This window comes from Mesorhizobium japonicum MAFF 303099 (genome assembly GCF_000009625.1).
GTDB classification, from domain to species: Bacteria; Pseudomonadota; Alphaproteobacteria; order Rhizobiales; family Rhizobiaceae; genus Mesorhizobium; species Mesorhizobium japonicum.
Genome location: NC_002678.2, coordinates 5,566,632 through 5,583,257, shown reverse-complemented (window position 1 = coordinate 5,583,257; position 16,626 = coordinate 5,566,632). Strand labels below are relative to the sequence as shown.

Here is a 16,626-nt window from a genome sequence, read left to right as displayed (position 1 = left end):
CAATAAATAACAGTTATCGTGATTTGGGATATCAATGCTCGATCTCGTCCAACTTCGCAGCTTCGTGACCGTCCAGCAGATGGGAAGCTTTACCTTCGCGGCCGAAAGGCTGGGACTCGGGCAATCCACTGTCAGCCAGCACATCGGCAAGCTGGAGGCCGCGCTTGGCAGGCAGTTGCTGGCCCGCGATACGCACAAGGTGGTGCTGACGCCAGACGGCGAAGCCCTGCTCGGCCATGCCCGGACCCTGTTGTCGATAGAGGGACAGGTGCAGGCGCTGTTCACCGCACAGCGGCTGCGGGGTACCTTGAGGCTCGGCGTATCCGAGGACCTGGTGACGAGCCGGCTGCCGCTGGTGCTGGAGGATTTCGTCCGGTCTCACCCATCCGTTGATCTTGAACTGACCGTCGCGTTGAGCGGCGTGCTCTACCAGATGCAGGACAATGGCGAGCTCGATCTCGTTCTGGCAAAGCGCCGGCTGGGCGACAGCCGTGGCCGGCTCGTCTATCGCGAGCCGCTTGTCTGGCTCGCCCGCGATCCGGAACACGTCCTGTCGCTCGCGGCCTTGCCGCTGATTGCCTTCCCCGCGCCGAGCGTCACCCGCAGCATTGCGCTGGAAGTGCTCGAACGGCATCGCATGCCGTGGCGCATTGTCTGCACATGCGGGAGCCTGAGCGGGCTGACGGCCGCCGCCCGCGCCGGCATGGGGGTTCTGGTGCAACCGCAAAGCATGTCGCCCCCGGGTTTGAAAGAGATCTCATCAGGGCGCCTGCCGCCGTTGGAGGATGTGGAATTTGTCCTTATCCCGAGCAAGAGCGCCGACAGGGCCCTCGTCTCGGCGTTGTCGGAAGATATTCTGACCAAGGTGAGAGGTCTGCGCTGACTCATTTGACGTTTGACGGAGCCCTCACGCCCGGACACGTCTTGCTGATGCCTCTCATGTCGAAGGCGCAATGTCTGGCCAGGTTCTTCCCTGGCAGGCCGGGGGCGCTGTTGCACTAATACAGCTCTACAAGCTGGATTCCGACGGCATCGCAGTTAGCTGCTGGGAGACCCTGGGCCCTTGTCCCTGGTGCATTGAATTTGACATTCTAATATACTTTGACCATCTCAGGCGAACGAAGATTTGGATTTGCCATGGACCTGGATCCTTCGACGCTCAATCGGGCGCTGCCGCTCCGCGATCAAATCTATCACAAGATCCGTAATCTGATTGTCGTTGGCCAGTTGAAGCCGGGGGAAGTCATCAACGAGGTGGCGATCGCCGAAGCCCTTGGGGTTTCGCGCACCCCGGTGCGGGAAGCAGTCAAGCGCATCAGCGACGAAGGCCTGGTGAAGATCCTGGCACAGACCGGCACCTATGTCGCGCCGATCAGCCGCGCCGACCTGGAAGAAGCCTATGTCATCCGCCGGGCGCTCGAGATGGAAAGCGCCAGGCGCGCCGCCGCCAAGCTGACCCCGGCATCCGCCGAACTGCTGGAGGACAACATGGCGGCGCACAAGCTCGCCATCTCGCGCGGCCGGTATGCCACCGCGATCCAGCTCGACGACGTCTTCCACCGCACCATCGCCGAGATCTGTGGCCTGCCGATGATCTGGCGGGCCGTCGACATCTCCAAGGCGCAGATGGACCGCGGCCGCTATCTCGCCATTCCCAAGCCCGGCTATGGCGAACAGACGATCGAGCAGCACGAGGCCATTCTCGACGCACTGAAGCGCCACGATGCCGAGGGCGCCGCGCAGGCGATGGAGAACCATCTCGAGACGTCGTTGCGAAACACACTCGAAGTCGCCGCCGAGCTTCTCGGCTGACGCTCGCCGTCGATCGCAACGGATACGATCAGCACATGCGAAGAATGGGACTGTGTATCGCAACGGCTACGATCTTGCACCATAGGCCTGACGCGCGCTCAGGGGCTCGCCCTCGGCCGCCAGAACTTCATTGAACGGTGCTTACGTCAGTCGTGCTCGCGTCGTGCGCGGCGTGGCCAGCAGCAGGCTCGTTTCGCTGCCCGTTATGCCGGCAATCAATCGGATGCGCCGCAGCACGGCATCGAAATCGGTCAGCGAGGCCGTCCCGAGTTCGACTACCAGATCCCAGCGACCGTTGGTGGTATGGATGGTCGAGACTTCCGGGAAGCCGCCCAGCGCCCGGACCACCCGGTCGGCGGCATGGCCCTCGATCTCGATGAGCATGATGCCGCGGATGCGCTGATCGACGGCGTCGGCGCGCAGCACCACTGTGTAGCCGATGATGTCGCCCGACCGTTCCAGCCGCTCCATGCGTGCCCGAACCGTGGCGCGCGAGACGCCGAGATCGACGGCGAGATCCGACACGCTGCGCCGGGCGTCATGCCGCAGCAAGGTCACGAGCCGTTCGTCCAAAGCATCCATGAGGATTACCATTTTGATAAATTCAGCCGCCATTATGATAGATGATGCTTCGCGGATTGCCAATTCTGTCTGTTCATACTGCCGGCTCGCCATGATCTCCTCTCCCCCATTCGAACTTTGGCCGCGGGAAAGACAATGCGTTGCAAAATCGTCGGGGCACCGGTGCAGGACGGCGCCGGCAGAATGGGCTGCGAAATGGGGCCGAGTGCGCTGAGGACGGCAGGGCTTGCCGAAGTGCTGTCCGGCCTCGGCCACACTGTCGAGGATATGGGCGCCGTCCAGCCAATGCCGGCGAGGCGCGTCGTGCACGGCAATCTGGCGCTGAAGGCCTTGCCCGAAATATCGGCCTGGACATCCGCCATCGCAGCGGCAGCTTACGCAGCGAGCGAGGATGCCATGCCGATTTTCCTTGGCGGTGACCATTCGATCTCGGCGGGAACCGTGTCGGGCCTCGCCCGCCGCGCCGCCGAGGCCGGGCGCCCGCTGTTCGTGCTGTGGCTCGATGCGCATCCGGACTTCCACACGCTGGACACCACCGCCAGCGGCAATCTGCACGGTGTTCCGCTCGCCTATGCCAGCGGCCAGCCGGGTTTCAGCGGCTATTTTCCCGATCTGCCGGCGGCGGTCGACCCCAAGCGTATCTGCACAATGGGCCTGCGCAGTGTCGACCCGGCCGAGCGCAGCGCGCTCAACCAGGCGGGCGTAACCGTGCACGACATGCGCGCCATTGATGAACATGGTATCGCGCCGCTGCTGCGCGCCTTCCTGGCGCGCGTGTCTGATGAAGACGGACTGCTGCATGTCAGTCTCGACGTCGACTTTCTCGACCCGTCGATTGCGCCGGCTGTCGGCACCACGGTTCCCGGCGGCGCGACGTTCCGCGAAGCGCATCTGGTGATGGAGATGCTGTCCGACAGCGGACTCGTCTCCAGTCTCGACCTGGTCGAGTTGAATCCATTTCTGGACGAGCGTGGCCGGACCGCGACGCTCATGGTCGACCTGACGGCGAGCCTGATGGGCCGCCGCATCATGGATCGCCCGACCCGCAGCCATTCCGGGAGCTTTTGATCATGACCACGGCAAAGCTGAACATCGTCCCCTTCGTCAGCGTCGACCGCATGATGAAGCTGGTGCTTGCCATCGGCGTCGAACGCTTTCTGACCGAGCTCGCCAGCTACATCGAGGAAGATTTTCGGCGCTGGGAGCTTTTCGACAAGACGCCGCGCATTGCCTCGCACAGCCATGACGGCGTCATCGAGCTGATGCCGACAAGCGATGGGCGGCTCTATGGCTTCAAATATGTCAACGGCCATCCCAAGAACATGCGCCAGGGTCTGCAGACGGTCACCGCCTTCGGCGTGCTTGCCGATGTCGGCAGCGGCTACCCGATGCTGCTCACCGAAATGACCATTCTCACCGCGCTGCGCACCGCCGCCACATCCGCCGTCGCGGCCAAATATCTGGCGCCGCGCGGCGCGCGCACCATGGCCATCATCGGCAATGGCGCACAGTCGGAATTCCAGGCAATCGCCTTCAAGGCGCTGGCCGGCGTCGACCGGCTCAGGCTCTACGACATCGACCGGTCCGCCTCGCTGAAATGCGCCAAGAACCTGGCTGGCATGGGATTTGACATCACCATCTGCGAAACCGGACAGGAAGCGGTCGAAGGTGCCGGGATCATCACGACCGTTACCGCCGACAAGCAATGCGCCACCATCCTCACCGACAACATGGTCGGCGCCGGCGTCCACATCAACGCCGTCGGCGGCGATTGCCCCGGCAAGACGGAACTGCACAGGGACATCCTGCTGCGCTCCGACATTTTCGTCGAGTTCCCGCCGCAGACACGCATCGAGGGCGAGATCCAGCAGTTGGATCCCAACCATCCGGTGACAGAGCTCTGGCAAGTGGTCGCCGCCAAGGTGCCCGGCCGCCGGGACGCCAAGCAGATCACGCTGTTCGATTCCGTCGGCTTCGCCATCGAGGACTTTTCGGCGTTGCGCTATGTGCGCGACCAGTTGCAGGCAACGGGCCTCTACGAGGAGCTCGATCTGCTGGCCGATCCGGACGAACCGCGCGACCTCTATGGCATGCTGCTGAGAGCGGCCATGCAGACCGCGGCATAAAAAACCGATGGGATGCCGCGAGCGATCCCGCAGGCATTGATAGTGACCGCGGGTCTTGTCGATCGTCTCTCCGACGAGATGAAGGGCCGTCGACCTTACCGTCACTCCACCGTCACGGATTTCGCCAGATTGCGCGGCTGGTCGACATCGGTGCCCATGAACACGGCGGCGAAATAGGCCAACATCTGGATCGGCAGCGCATAGATGATCGGCGAGATGATTTCCGGCACGTCCGGCAGGATGATCGTCTCCATCGTCTTGACGCTCACCTGCGCCGCCCCTTTGCTGTCGGTGATCAGGATGATCTTGCCGCCACGCGCCGCCACTTCCTGCATGTTCGACACGGTCTTCTCGAAAATGCGGTCATGCGGCGCAATGACGATGACCGGCATGTTCTCGTCGATCAGTGCGATCGGCCCATGCTTCAATTCGCCCGCCGCATAGCCCTCGGCGTGGATATAGGAGATTTCCTTGAGTTTCAGCGCGCCTTCCATGGCCAGCGGGAAATTGGTGTCGCGGCCGAGATAGAGCACGTCCTTGTAGCGCGACAGTTCGCGCGCGATCCGCTCGATCTGCTCTTCGAGCTTGAGCACCTGGTTGGCATAGCGCGGCGCTTCCGAAAGCGCGCGCACCAGGGTCTTTTCCTGCTCCTGCGAAATCACCCCGCGCGCCACGCCGGCGCGCACCGCAAGCGAGGCCAGCACCGACAGCTGGCAAGTGAAAGCCTTGGTCGAGGCAACGCCGATCTCGGGGCCGGCGAGCGTCGGCAGCACGACGTCGGATTCGCGCGCCATGGTCGATTCCCGAACATTGACGACGGCGCCGATCTTCATGCCGGCCTTGCGGCAATAACGCAGCGAGGCCAGCGTGTCGGCGGTCTCGCCCGACTGCGAGATGAAGAAGGCGGCATCATTGGCCGACAGCGGCATTTCGCGGTAGCGGAACTCCGAGGCGACATCGATGTCGACCGGCAGCCGCGCATAGCGCTCGAACCAGTATTTGCCGATCAGGCCGGCGAGATAGGCGGTGCCGCAAGCCGAAATCGCCAGCCGGCCGATCTTGGCGAAGTCGAACGGCAGGTCGAGCGGCTTCGAAACGCCGGAGACGAAATCGACATAATGCGCCAGCGTGTGCGAGATCACCTCGGGCTGTTCATGGATTTCCTTCTCCATGAAATGGCGGCGGTTGCCCTTGTCGACCATGAAGGAGGTCGACAGCGACTGCTGGCGCTTGCGCTCGACCTTTTTGCCGTCGATGTCGAAGATGGCGACGCTGTCGCGGCGCACCACCGCCCAGTCGCCGTCCTCGAGATAGGTGATCGAATTGGTGAATGGCGCCAGCGCGATGGCGTCCGAGCCCAAGAACATCTCGCCATCGCCATGGCCGACGGCCAGTGGCGGGCCGTTGCGGGCGCCGACGATCAGGTCCTCGTCGCCCTTGAACATGATGGCCAGCGCAAAGGCGCCTTCCAGCCGCTTCAGCGCCTGATGCGCGGCCTCGACCGGCTTCAGCCCCTTGGCCAACTCGCGCGCCACCAGATGCGCCACGACCTCTGTATCGGTCTGCGAGGAGAAGGCATAGCCGTCGCGGACCAGCTCGTCGCGCAGCTCGGCAAAGTTCTCGATGATGCCGTTGTGGACGATGGCGACGCCGTCGGAAAAATGCGGATGCGCGTTGGTCTCGTTGGGCACGCCATGGGTGGCCCAGCGTGTGTGGCCGATGCCGATCGTGCCGTCGAGCGGCTCCTCCTTGAGCCGGCGCTCGAGGTTGATCAGCTTGCCTTCGGCGCGACGGCGGGCGAGCTCGCCATGCTCGATGGTGGCGACGCCGGCCGAGTCATAACCGCGATATTCGAGCCGCTTCAGCGTGGTGAGGATGAGCGACGTAACCTGCGAGTGGCCGACGATTCCGACGATGCCGCACATGGCTTTGCCCCCTGACCTGCAGAATACCGGCCTTGTCACCGTAGAGGCCACGATATCCCTCCTTGATAACGGGCTGATCGTTCATTTGAAGGAGCCTGGGGCCTTAATCGCGGCCAGAAACCGTCGTGCTTGCGAAGTGGTCCATGGGGGTCCGGGTGGCTGAGTTTGCGTCGTTGGCCGCGAGAAGCTGCCTGACGAACAGTTCGTTCGAATGATGCGCTTCCGTCGGCCCAGGCGCATGTTGAGACAGCCGGCAAACCAAAACACACCCAACAGCCGGTTAGGCCCGGCCGCCTGATGCCCCCCTACAAGAGGCTGTCGGGCCGCTTGATCTGTCTGGGGCTTACACGCGAAAGCGCTCCTGACTGCCTCGCGTGCCGGCAAGCAAGCGGCGCTGGGATCCACGCCACAAAAGACGTCAAGATGAACACGAGAAGGACCATCCGACGCAAAAGCCATCCTGGCATGGGTCACAATGGTGGGTGGAGGTGATCGGCGACCGCCAAAATCGAGGACTCGTTGCCATTAAAGCGCTGAATCGCCAGCACCTGGCATCGTTTGATTGCACGAAGACGCGGAACTGATCTCTCGATACAGAAAGAAGCTCAGTCCGCGCCTTGATGGGTCCAGGCATGCGGAAGGGGGTGCAGGGCATGAAGTTCAGGGATCTGATCAGACGTGCCGACAACAATGTGGAGAAGTCATTCGAGGATCTCGAAGCTGACTTGGCCGATGCCGTTGACGAGTGCCTTGGTTTGGATGACCTGTCAGCGCTGGCGATGGACGATGTCGCGGAAGAACCGCCGATGCCAGACGGCAACAGCGAACAGGGCGACAGCGCGCAAACCGAGGCTGATGCGGGGACCGACGATGCCGGCACTCCCGAACCCGTGCGACGGCTGACCTCTCATACGCAGAGCCGCATGGCTGCCTTGAGTTCCTTTGACGGGTTGTTTCGCGATGCGAAGCTCCATTTCGAGGAGATCAACGCGAAACTGTCCGAGATCGCAAGCACGCATCAGCTGACCTTTGATTTCTTTCACATCCTTCACACCGACATTCTCCGCGCCAACGAACTGGAGCTGGCCAATCTAAACCTGACCGCAGAGCAAAAGAGCCTGTCGGACAAGCTCAATGATCTGACCCGAAGGCAATATGAGCGTGAAAGCATGGTGGAGGCCTTGCAGCAACGCGAGGCAAGCCTGGTTCAGGACGCCGAGGCGCTTCGTGGCGCATTGGCCGCGGCAAGGCTGGAACTCGTGGAAGCCGCGAACACCAACGCAAAAAACGAAGCGGAATTCGGCGACCTCACAAATACGCTTGCCGCCGCGACCGTCGAGGCCGACAGACGCGCGCGCGAAAACAAACAGCTGCGTGAAAAGAATGTCAGCCTGTCGATCGACCTGGAAAAGGCGCTGAAACGGGAGGACGAGGCGCGGCACAGGCTGGACGCCTTCTCCACGATCCATGCCAACGAAGCCGCGCGAAATTCCGAAATGCTTGGTGCGCTCGGCAAGAGCGAAAAGGAAGCGACACGGCTCCACACCGCGCTTGAGGCCAGCCAGGCGAAACTGTCGGAAGTGATGGAAACCGCCAGGATCATGGAGGCGGACAAGGATGCCGAGCTCGAACGCAGCCGTGCAGAGATTCGAGGATTGCGTTCCGAAATTCAGAACCTCCACTCGCGACTGGAGCTCGCATCGAACGCAAACAGCGAGGCCTCGGCCGAGATCGCCAGGCTCAAGCTCCAATGGAGCGACGCCGTGGCGGAAAAGCAGGTGGCGGACGAAAGGTTGGCGGCCCTCACCAAGGAGGCCGAGACCGACAAGCAGAACCTTTCGAAGATGACCGCCAATTTCTCCCAGCTTTCGCTGCAGCAGGCGTCCGATCACATACAACTCGATATCCGCCGGCAGGAGTGCGAAGACCTGCGGGCCGAAATTGCATCGGTCAACGCCCGGATCAGGGAATTGCTGCCCTATGAGAGGCTCCTTGGCACCACGAACACAGTGCTGCACAAGAACGATGTGGCCAAGGTTCCGGTGACGGCGGAGCGAACGGCGCGTACCGCTCGCCGCGTTCGTCGCAGAGCGCTCAGCGCTTCGTAGGAAGAAGAGCTGATCGTATTTGCGGCTCGCTTCCAACCATTCGTCACGTCATTGGCGGAAGGCCCTGGACATCTGATCCGTGAGAGGCTTCAGCAGATAAGACCAGACGCTGCGTTCGTCGGTGCTTATGTGAACCTCCGCCGGCATGCCGGGTTTGAGCACTTTGGCATCGGTCAGGCAGGCCGCCTTGTTTTCGACATTGATACGCGCTGAGAAATACGAAAGCTGTTTTTGTTGGTCCTTGATCAGATCCGCCGAGATGCGCTTGACCGATCCCTGGCAAGCAGGCGTGGTGCCGGCATCGAAAGCTGGAAACCGGATCGAAACGTGCTGGCCTGGACGAACGTCATCGATGCGCGACGGGGGGATCAGCGCGTCGACGACGAGGTTGTCGGTGTCGGGGACAATCATCATGATCACCTCCCCTGGAGCGATCACGCCGCCGATTGTGTGGATAGCCGATTCCTGCACCGTTCCCGATTGCGGAGCGCGGATATTGGTTTTGGTCAGTTCGTCTTGCGCCACGACCTTGCGCTCGCTGAGTTCGGTCTGCTTGGCTTCGGTTTCACGAAGTTCGCTCGTTACCTCGCTGCGCCTTTGGTCATCCAGCTGAAGAATTTGCAATTCGGTCTCGCTAATCTTGGCCTGTGCCTCAGCGACCGCCGCCGCGAGGCGTCCTGATTCTCCGTGTGCTCGGGTGGCATCCAGTCTGATGTTGCTCAGTCGCTCCTTGGACACCAACTTCTTTGTAAAAAGCGCCTGGACGTCGCCAAGATCTCCGTCCAGCAGGACCACGGACTGGTCTTCCGCGGCCTGCTGCGCCTTGAGGCCATCGATCTGGCGTTCGAGCTGCTTCGAGCGGCTTTGCAGCTGTGCCTTCTGCCCCGTCAACGCCGTCGCGCGGCTTTCGAAGAGGGTGCGCTCTCCTCTCACAAGTGCAGCCAGTTCCGGGTCGCCCATCCGTTCTTGAAGGCCGGACGGAAGCTGCATTTCCGGCAGGCCTTGCCGCTCGGCCTCCAGCCGTGCAAGCCGGACGGTTGCACGGTCAAGATCCTCGCTGATTATTTGCAGGTTGGCCCGCGTCAGCGTGTCGTCCAGCCTGGCCACAATATCGCCGGCCCGCACATGATCCCCATCTTGCGCGAAGATGCCGCCGATCGTGCCGCCGGTCAGATGCTGGACCTTCTTTATGTTGCTTTCGACCACCACGGTGGCAGGCGCTATCACCGCGCCGGCGATCCTGGTCAAACCGAGCCAAAGCCCGCCGCCGACAATCAACATGGCCGTGACCGAGGCGCCCAGGATCAGGTTGGCCCTGATATCATCCCGCGCCTTGACCGGATTCGCCTCGGCCCTTCGGCTCCCTTCGTCGAACGGAGCATACGAAACCATCGTCACATCAGACATGAAACAGCACCTCACGCATGACCGCTCACCCCTTTCTGCATCGGAACAACCGACGCCGGCCGTTCGGCGGGCGAAGGGAAGGGCCGGATGACATTGGCCAGGACCTCCTCGCGCGAGCCAAAGGAATGAAGCATCCCATTGGACATGACGAGGACCTTGTCGATATTGGTGAGGGCAGAAGGACGGTGCGCAACAATGATGACGATGCCTCCACGTCGGCGCACCGCCAGGATCGCGCCGGCCAGGGCGGCATCGCCATCGACGTCCAGGTTTGAATTCGGCTCGTCGAGGACGACCAGAAATGGGTCGCCATAAAGTGCCCGGGCGAGCCCGACGAGTTGCCTCTGTCCGGCCGACAAGGCCGCCCCTCCCTCGCCGACGCGTGTTTGAAACCCGTTCGGCAACCGCATGATCATCTTGTCGACGCCCGCGGCCTTGGCAGCTGCCAGCACACCCTTGGCGTCGTCCTTGCCGCCAAATCGCGAAATGTTGTCGGCAACCGTGCCGTCAAACAGTTCGACGTCCTGTGGCAGGTAGCCGATATGAGCGCCAAGCTTTTCCGGGCTCCATTGGTCGAGCGAGGCTTCGTCCAGCCTTACCATTCCGCGAAGCGGCTGCCACACTCCCACCAGCGCGCGCACAAGTGTCGTTTTCCCAGAACCGCTCGGGCCGACAATGGCCATTCCCGCGCCCCCAGACAGCTGAAAGCTGACATTGGCCACTGTCGGTTTTTGCTGGCCCGGCGGCGCTATTGTCAGGTCCTCGACCGCAAGCACCGCCTGCGGGCGCGGCAGTTCCATGACCTCTTCATGCCCCCCGACGACAGCCAGCGCCTTTGCCAGTTGGGAATAGCTTTGCCGGAAAGCGGCGAAGCCCCGCCAGTTTGCCAGCGCAGCGTCAACCGGAGCCAACGAGCGGCCCAGCAGTATCGAGGACGCTATGATCACGCCCGGCGACGCTTCCCCGCCGATCACGAGATAGGCGCCTAGTCCCAGAACAGAGGACTGCAAGGCCATCCGCAGCGCCCTCGACAGCGCGCCGGTGGCACCGACAATGTCGGAAAGCCGCTCCTGATGCGTGAGATAGGCATGATTGATCTCGCTCCAGCGGCGGGCAAGCCGCCCGGAAAGGCCCATCGCGCGCACAACCTCCGCGTTGCGACGGCCGGAATCGGCAAGATTGCGTTGCGACACCAGCGTCTCGGACGCGCGCGCCGCAGATGCGCGGCCAAAGACTTCCGCGATCACCGTCAGCAGCACGACAATAATCGCGCCGCTTGTTGCCAGCAGACCGAGCGCAGGATGCAGGAGATAGATGATCAGCAGATAGAACGGTATCCACGGCGCGTCGAAGATGACGGTCGGCCCCAACCCTGAAAGGAAGCCGCGGATCTGATCCAGGTCACGCAGCGGCTGTATCCGGTTCGCATCCTGCCCGCCGATGAGCGGCAAAGACAGCGAGAGGCCGAACACCCTTTGCTGCAGGTTCCTGTGGAGACGATTGCCTATTCGAACCAGGAGGCGAAGCCGCACGAAATCCAGCAATCCGTAGACGGCGTAAAGGCCCAGCATTCCGATCGTAAATCCGACAAGAGTCGGAACGCTCTGCGATGGCAAAACGCGATCGTAGACCTGCAGCATATAGACGGAGCCGGTCAGGGCGAGAAGGTTTATGACCGCCGAGAAGACGCCGACGCCCACCAGCCCGGGTGCGGCGCCAAGCATGGCGCCACGCAGATCGGGCGAACGTATTCCTCTGGAGCTCATCGCTTGCGACCTCCGGTGAGAAATCGGCGCGCAAGCTCACTGGCCCTAGTGGCCACAGACAATTTTTTGGTTTTCAGGAGCGTGTCCCTCTTTGCCTTCTAATTTACGCCCCACTAACGTACGTGGCCTTTAATCAAAATGTAGCGAAATCGTGACGTCGGCCCGAGAATCTCGGATTTGACGCATTAAATCGGGGGAAAACCGCCGTTTTAAGGTGTACTGGAAGGCTGCGGACGTCGCGCTCCAGTCCGTGCGAGCGACACCGCGCCGTGCCTTTCGGGGGGTGAGTCGCCGCTCGCGCAAGCGACTCCCCGGCCGTTTTCACGGAGCCATTCGAGTGGGTGGTTCCGTTAGCGCTTCTTCGCGACAACCAGGAAATGCTGCGCCAGTTGCCCAGGAACGCGAAGGGTCCTGGACGCCCTCTCGAAGGGCTCCATCAACGCTTCACAGACCCCTGGCAAGAGGTTTCCCGGCCGGGGCAGATAGCCGTAAGGTATCGTCTCCTCGACAAGGAACCCCGACGCGGTCAGGAGTTCCTTGAACCTCGCTACGCTCAGCGTGTGGCGAACTGTGCGTCCAAACAACCGATTGAGCAGCCGGCAAACCAGGCCGATGGGCGAAGTCGCATTCATGTGAACGTTGCACACAAGTCGTCCGCCATCCTTCAGATGCTCGTTTATCGCCTTCAGCGCATCCCGCTTCAGTTGATCCTCTGCGTTCAGGAAAAAGCGAAAGGCCGTTGTGACGTCGAAGGTCTCGCCGAGGGGCTGCCTTGTCAGATCGATGTGAAGCAGTCTCACATTGGGCGGAACTTGCGCGCAGTCGAGCATGGATTTGGAAACGTCGGCGCCGACCACCTCACCGAAGAGCCCGGCTGCAACATTGGCGATGCGGCCTGTTCCGCATGCGAAGTCGAGGCAGTTTCGGCCGGCTCCGCCCATTGGGCGAAGAACGTCCCGGATCAGGGGCTTTTCGATCTTCTCCCAAAGCGCGCCATAATAGCCGGAGTTGTGCGTTTTGTTGTAATGCGCGCCGTAGCCGGGCGCGCGATGGCTGGCCCTGTAGTCGTCCGACACCCGGTCGCCCTGCGCGTGGATCTGCTGGTTGGACGTCAGGTCGTGCCAAATTCCGGGCTCACCGGTCTGCGGCCTGGCTTGCGAAAATCGCGCTGCTGAAGGCGTATCGAAAGCCGACTGAGCCATTTGAGCCGCATTCGTCGGCGCCGGCTTCACCCCTTGCCTGGAATTGAGCCTCACCTGTATCTCCTGTGCGATTGTGTTCGGCTGCCCGACCGAACGGTAACTCCCCAACTCATTTTTTGTCGGACTGCGACTGAGACGGTCTATTGGATCGCCGCACTTTGCAGATCGCTGCTGAACCTGGCTTCGACGGTGTCCCCAGGCATCACGATCGTATCTTCGTCAGCCGATAGCTTGCGCCATTCATCGCCGACCTTGCGGACGATCGTGACCTGAGCCCGGATGGTTTCGCCGGCTATCGGCAAAGGCTGGGTGGATGCGCCGGTCGGTTGCAGCTTCTCGCTGGCGGCGTGGAGCCTGGCGGTGACATCGGCCAGCCGCGCGTTGGTGTCCTTCAGGTCCGTCAGCAAGGCAATCCTCTTTTGATTGTCATTGCGTTCGTGCTGCCTGACATAGTCCTCCTGCTGGCGCCGCGCTCTCATGAGCTCGACAGTGGTTTGCAGCGCACCGCTCGACGACAGAAGCAAGGCGCGCCTGACATCGGCGAGCCGGGTGTTGGTCAGATTGCCTGCGTCAAACGCCTTGGTTACTTTCGACAGGTCTTCCTGATCCGCCTTCACGCTCTCGGCCTCGACCTGTTCGCGCTTTTGCAAAACCTCGATTTGGTCAGCCGCATCCTTCTCGCCCTTCTCAAGAAAAGCCTGCTCCTGCTGGAAATCGCTCAGCGCAATCTTCAGCCCGTCCGCTTCAGCCTGGGCAATCGCCGCTCCGACGCTGGGCGACAAAGGTGACCCCTGCGGCGTCTGCTTGTCGAAATCCGCCTGGCCCTGAAGTTCGGCGCGGACACGGGCGGCGTGAAAATAGTCCTTGGTATAATCCCCCCAAAGTGTTTCGTAATCGCGCCTGAGATCAACCGGATCGGGGCCTGTCTGGCCTGCGCGAGACCGCAAAAGGCTGAAGCCGCCGGAGACGGCAAGCGCCTGCCGTACGGTCATGAGCGGACGGTAGGCCTGTTGTCCCGGGGTGAGCACGTCGCCCATCACGTAGATTGGACGATAGTCCACGATGATGGCGGTCACGTCGTCTGGCTTGACGACGACCATCTGCTCGCGTCCATCGGCCAGACGCACGTGAAAGATCTTGGTCGGCAAAAGCGCTTGCATGCGCGTCTGCAGTTGAGACGCCGTCAGGCCCGCGACCATGATCATCCCGACTTCGGGAAGGGCGATATTGCCATCCATCTGGACCACGGCGCGCTGCGCCCGATCCGGGATCGCTGCTATCCCTATCTCGACGGTATCGCCAGGTGACAGTTGATAGGGTTCGGCTTCGCCTGCGGCGGCCATCGATGTCAGGGACATCACCGCAACCGCGGCAAGAACGGTTCGTTTACTGAAGGCCATTTGCGACAATCTCCTTCTGGTTCGGCACCGGCTCCGAAGGCCATTCAACACGGGTAACAAAATCGTATACCGGCCCCCCGGGCACACCCCAATTGCTCGACCAGATTACCTGTGAGCCGTCTGGCGAGGGCGAGGCATGCGTCTCGTTCCAGTAGTCGAAGTGGACGTTCTGCGTTTCCACGATACGGCGGACCTCGCCGCTGCCGTCCGTGCGCACCGCAATGACCTGCTGCGCGTAAGGCGCCCAGTCCGGGTGCTGCGATACTTCGGCTGGCGTCCCGCCATAGCTCAGAAACACCCAGCCGGGCCTGTCCAGGGACCTCAGCGACGCATGCATGGCCTCGCCATATTTCATCAGCGAGGTGACCTTGCCGTCGGCCAACCGGCGCTTGATCACCTGATATATGTCGGGATCCGATTTGCTGATCCCGACGTAGATTTCGCTGCCGTCGGCATCGACCGTCATGTCGCCGTGACCGGGCCGGTGGTGCTCCATCCACTTCTGTTGCAAGACGCCGTCGATGGAAAAGACGAAGGTCGGTTCATGGTCCTCCGACAATGCCTGTGAGCACACAATATTGATTCCGAGCGGAGAGATCGAGCAGGAGCCGGTGGTTCCCGGAAGCTGGGCAAGATCGATATCCGGGAATTTCCGCCGCTCCTTGAGGTCGTAGCCGAAGACAACCGCTTTGCCGTCATTGCGCGTTGCACGCACCGCAATGCGGTTGCCGTCGCGGCTCGGATTGCCTTTGTAGGGCCCGAACTGAAGTTTGCTGTAGGCTGCCGTGTCGAACACGACATCCTCATGATTTGTGCGCGGCGCCCAGGTATAAATCTGCCGGCCAGCAACGCAGATCATCAGCTGGGCATCCCTGGGATGCCATTCGCATTCAGTTTCAGTCGAGCGGTCGCGGTGGAACAATGGCACGTAGCTGTGCCCGTCGAGAAAGCACATGCCACCACAACCATTGACGATCACGAGAAGGCTCTGGTCAGCATTCCAGGCCTGTGCACTCGAGTAACGGTGGGTGCAGTATTTCTTCCCGCAGACACCCGCCAGGCCAAGAATTCCAGGTTCGGTGATCCGTAAGAAAGTCGTGCCGGACCAGGAATCCGTTGCTTCGCGCAGATAGCCCGGCAGGTTTTTTGCCGTTTGTGCGGGCGACGGTTGCGATGCGCTGCTTTCGCGACTACCGGCCATAAAGATATTCGGGAACATGGCACCGGCAATCAGCAACAGCGCAAACATATGCCGGCGGAACGGGGTCATGTCATATAACCCATTTCGCGCCGTACCCGGCCTTCACTAAGGCGCGCGCGCCACCATGCGATCGTTCGCTCCAGTCCATCGCGCAGGCTTGTCTGCGCCCGCCATCCGGTCTCGCCTTCAAAACGCGAAGAATCGGCGAGCAAGGCGCGAACCTCCGAATTTTGCGGTCGCAAACGGCGTTCGTCACGATGGACCGGTTTCTTGGAACCGCTCAATTCGAGGACAAGATCCAATACGTCGGAGATGGTCGCGGCGCGTTGGCTGCCGGCATTGTAGGCGTGGCCGAATTCAAGCCCGGCCAGGCCCGCGGTCAGGAAGGCTGCCGCAGTGTCCTCGACAAAGGTCAGGTCGCGGATCGGGCTCGTATCGCCGACCATGATCGACGGGCACTTCGGATCAAGGGCCTGCCGGACGATGGTCGGCACGATGGCGCGTTCACTCTGGCGCGGACCATAGGTGTTGAAGGGCCGCATGATGACCACGGGGACATCGAACGACCTGGCATAGGACTCGGCCATCATGTCGGCGCCGATCTTGGATGCCGAATAGGGTGACTGTCCCTGTAACGGATGCGTTTCGCGGATGGGCATGGTCTGGGCGGTTCCATAGACCTCGCTCGTGGAGGTATGCACCACCCGCTCCGTCTCCCATTGACGCGCCGCTTCAAGAACATTCACAGTGCCCAGAATGTTGGTTTCCACATAGGACTGGGCAGCCGCGTAGGAATATGGAATCGCAATGAGCGCGGCCAGGTGAAACACGACGGCCTGGCCGCGCACGATCCGGTTCAGGAACGCGCTGTCGCGGACGTCACCGCGGACGAGCTTCAGCTGGCTGCGGATCTTGTCCGGCAAATCGTCCAGCCATCCATGGCTGTCGAAGGAATTGTATAGCGCCAGGGCCGTGACATCCGCGCCGTTGCGGACGAGCGCTTCGGTGAGATGCGAACCGATAAATCCATCCGCGCCCGTCACCAGAACTTTCTTGCCACTATAGCTCATGACTGCGCATTCCCTTGGTTTACTGGA

General features: G+C 61.7%; 13 protein-coding genes. 5 read left to right on the top strand and 8 right to left on the bottom strand.

Annotated features, from left to right (window positions below; all coding sequences use genetic code 11):
- Positions 1 to 34: 34 nt before the first annotated feature.
- Positions 35 to 883 carry a LysR substrate-binding domain-containing protein gene (locus MAFF_RS27735; RefSeq protein WP_010914322.1) on the top strand — a complete coding sequence of 283 codons (849 nt, stop codon included), beginning with the start codon at positions 35 to 37 and terminating at the stop codon, positions 881 to 883.
- 254 nt (positions 884 to 1,137) lie between these two features.
- The gene (locus MAFF_RS27730; protein WP_010914321.1) at positions 1,138 to 1,812 is read left to right on the top strand and encodes a GntR family transcriptional regulator; all 675 of its coding nucleotides are present in this window, start codon (positions 1,138 to 1,140) and stop codon (positions 1,810 to 1,812) included.
- A gap of 141 nt (positions 1,813 to 1,953) precedes the next feature.
- Here MAFF_RS27730 and MAFF_RS27725 read toward each other — a convergent pair whose 3' ends face one another.
- Positions 1,954 to 2,394 (bottom strand): Lrp/AsnC family transcriptional regulator, encoded by a 441-nt coding sequence (locus MAFF_RS27725; RefSeq protein ID WP_031261243.1) that lies wholly within the window; start codon positions 2,392 to 2,394, stop codon positions 1,954 to 1,956.
- Positions 2,395 to 2,529: 135 nt separating this feature from the next.
- On the opposite strand from MAFF_RS27725, the gene rocF reads away from it, so the two are divergent.
- Together rocF and MAFF_RS27715 are read left to right on the top strand one after the other, a co-directional pair.
- Complete coding sequence (gene rocF / locus MAFF_RS27720; RefSeq protein ID WP_010914319.1) at positions 2,530 to 3,462, top strand: arginase; 933 nt, start codon at positions 2,530 to 2,532, stop codon at positions 3,460 to 3,462.
- Positions 3,463 to 3,464: 2 nt separating this feature from the next.
- Positions 3,465 to 4,520, top strand: coding sequence for an ornithine cyclodeaminase (locus tag MAFF_RS27715; protein WP_010914318.1), 1,056 nt, complete (start codon positions 3,465 to 3,467; stop codon positions 4,518 to 4,520).
- 101 nt (positions 4,521 to 4,621) lie between these two features.
- Here MAFF_RS27715 and glmS read toward each other — a convergent pair whose 3' ends face one another.
- Entirely contained in the window at positions 4,622 to 6,445 is a 1,824-nt protein-coding gene (glmS, locus tag MAFF_RS27710) for a glutamine--fructose-6-phosphate transaminase (isomerizing) (protein WP_010914317.1), read from the bottom strand.
- Between the two features lie 653 nt (positions 6,446 to 7,098).
- Here glmS and MAFF_RS27705 point away from each other — a divergent pair.
- Complete coding sequence (locus MAFF_RS27705) at positions 7,099 to 8,553, top strand: hypothetical protein (RefSeq protein WP_044549399.1); 1,455 nt, start codon at positions 7,099 to 7,101, stop codon at positions 8,551 to 8,553.
- Positions 8,554 to 8,601: 48 nt separating this feature from the next.
- Here MAFF_RS27705 and MAFF_RS27700 read toward each other — a convergent pair whose 3' ends face one another.
- The 6 genes from MAFF_RS27700 to MAFF_RS27675 all read right to left on the bottom strand — a co-directional run bounded on the left by MAFF_RS27700 (position 8,602) and on the right by MAFF_RS27675 (position 16,599).
- Positions 8,602 to 9,945: an HlyD family type I secretion periplasmic adaptor subunit gene (locus tag MAFF_RS27700; protein WP_010914315.1), complete on the bottom strand. Its 1,344-nt coding sequence runs from the start codon at positions 9,943 to 9,945 to the stop codon at positions 8,602 to 8,604.
- A 26-nt stretch (positions 9,946 to 9,971) separates the two neighbouring features.
- On the bottom strand, positions 9,972 to 11,726 hold the full coding sequence (locus tag MAFF_RS27695) for a type I secretion system permease/ATPase (RefSeq protein ID WP_052292105.1): 1,755 nt from the start codon (positions 11,724 to 11,726) through the stop codon (positions 9,972 to 9,974).
- Between the two features lie 350 nt (positions 11,727 to 12,076).
- A complete protein-coding gene (locus tag MAFF_RS36710; protein ID WP_244420635.1) occupies positions 12,077 to 12,982 on the bottom strand; it encodes a class I SAM-dependent methyltransferase in 906 nt (301 codons plus the stop codon).
- 86 nt (positions 12,983 to 13,068) lie between these two features.
- Positions 13,069 to 14,328: a polysaccharide biosynthesis/export family protein gene (locus MAFF_RS27685; protein WP_044549394.1), complete on the bottom strand. Its 1,260-nt coding sequence runs from the start codon at positions 14,326 to 14,328 to the stop codon at positions 13,069 to 13,071.
- Complete coding sequence (locus MAFF_RS27680; RefSeq protein WP_010914311.1) at positions 14,315 to 15,598, bottom strand: hypothetical protein; 1,284 nt, start codon at positions 15,596 to 15,598, stop codon at positions 14,315 to 14,317. Before MAFF_RS27680 ends, MAFF_RS27685 begins: the two co-directional genes overlap by 14 nt.
- Positions 15,595 to 16,599 (bottom strand): NAD-dependent epimerase/dehydratase family protein, encoded by a 1,005-nt coding sequence (locus tag MAFF_RS27675; RefSeq protein ID WP_010914310.1) that lies wholly within the window; start codon positions 16,597 to 16,599, stop codon positions 15,595 to 15,597. The genes MAFF_RS27680 and MAFF_RS27675 overlap by 4 nt, the downstream gene beginning before the upstream one ends.
- Positions 16,600 to 16,626 lie beyond the last annotated feature (27 nt).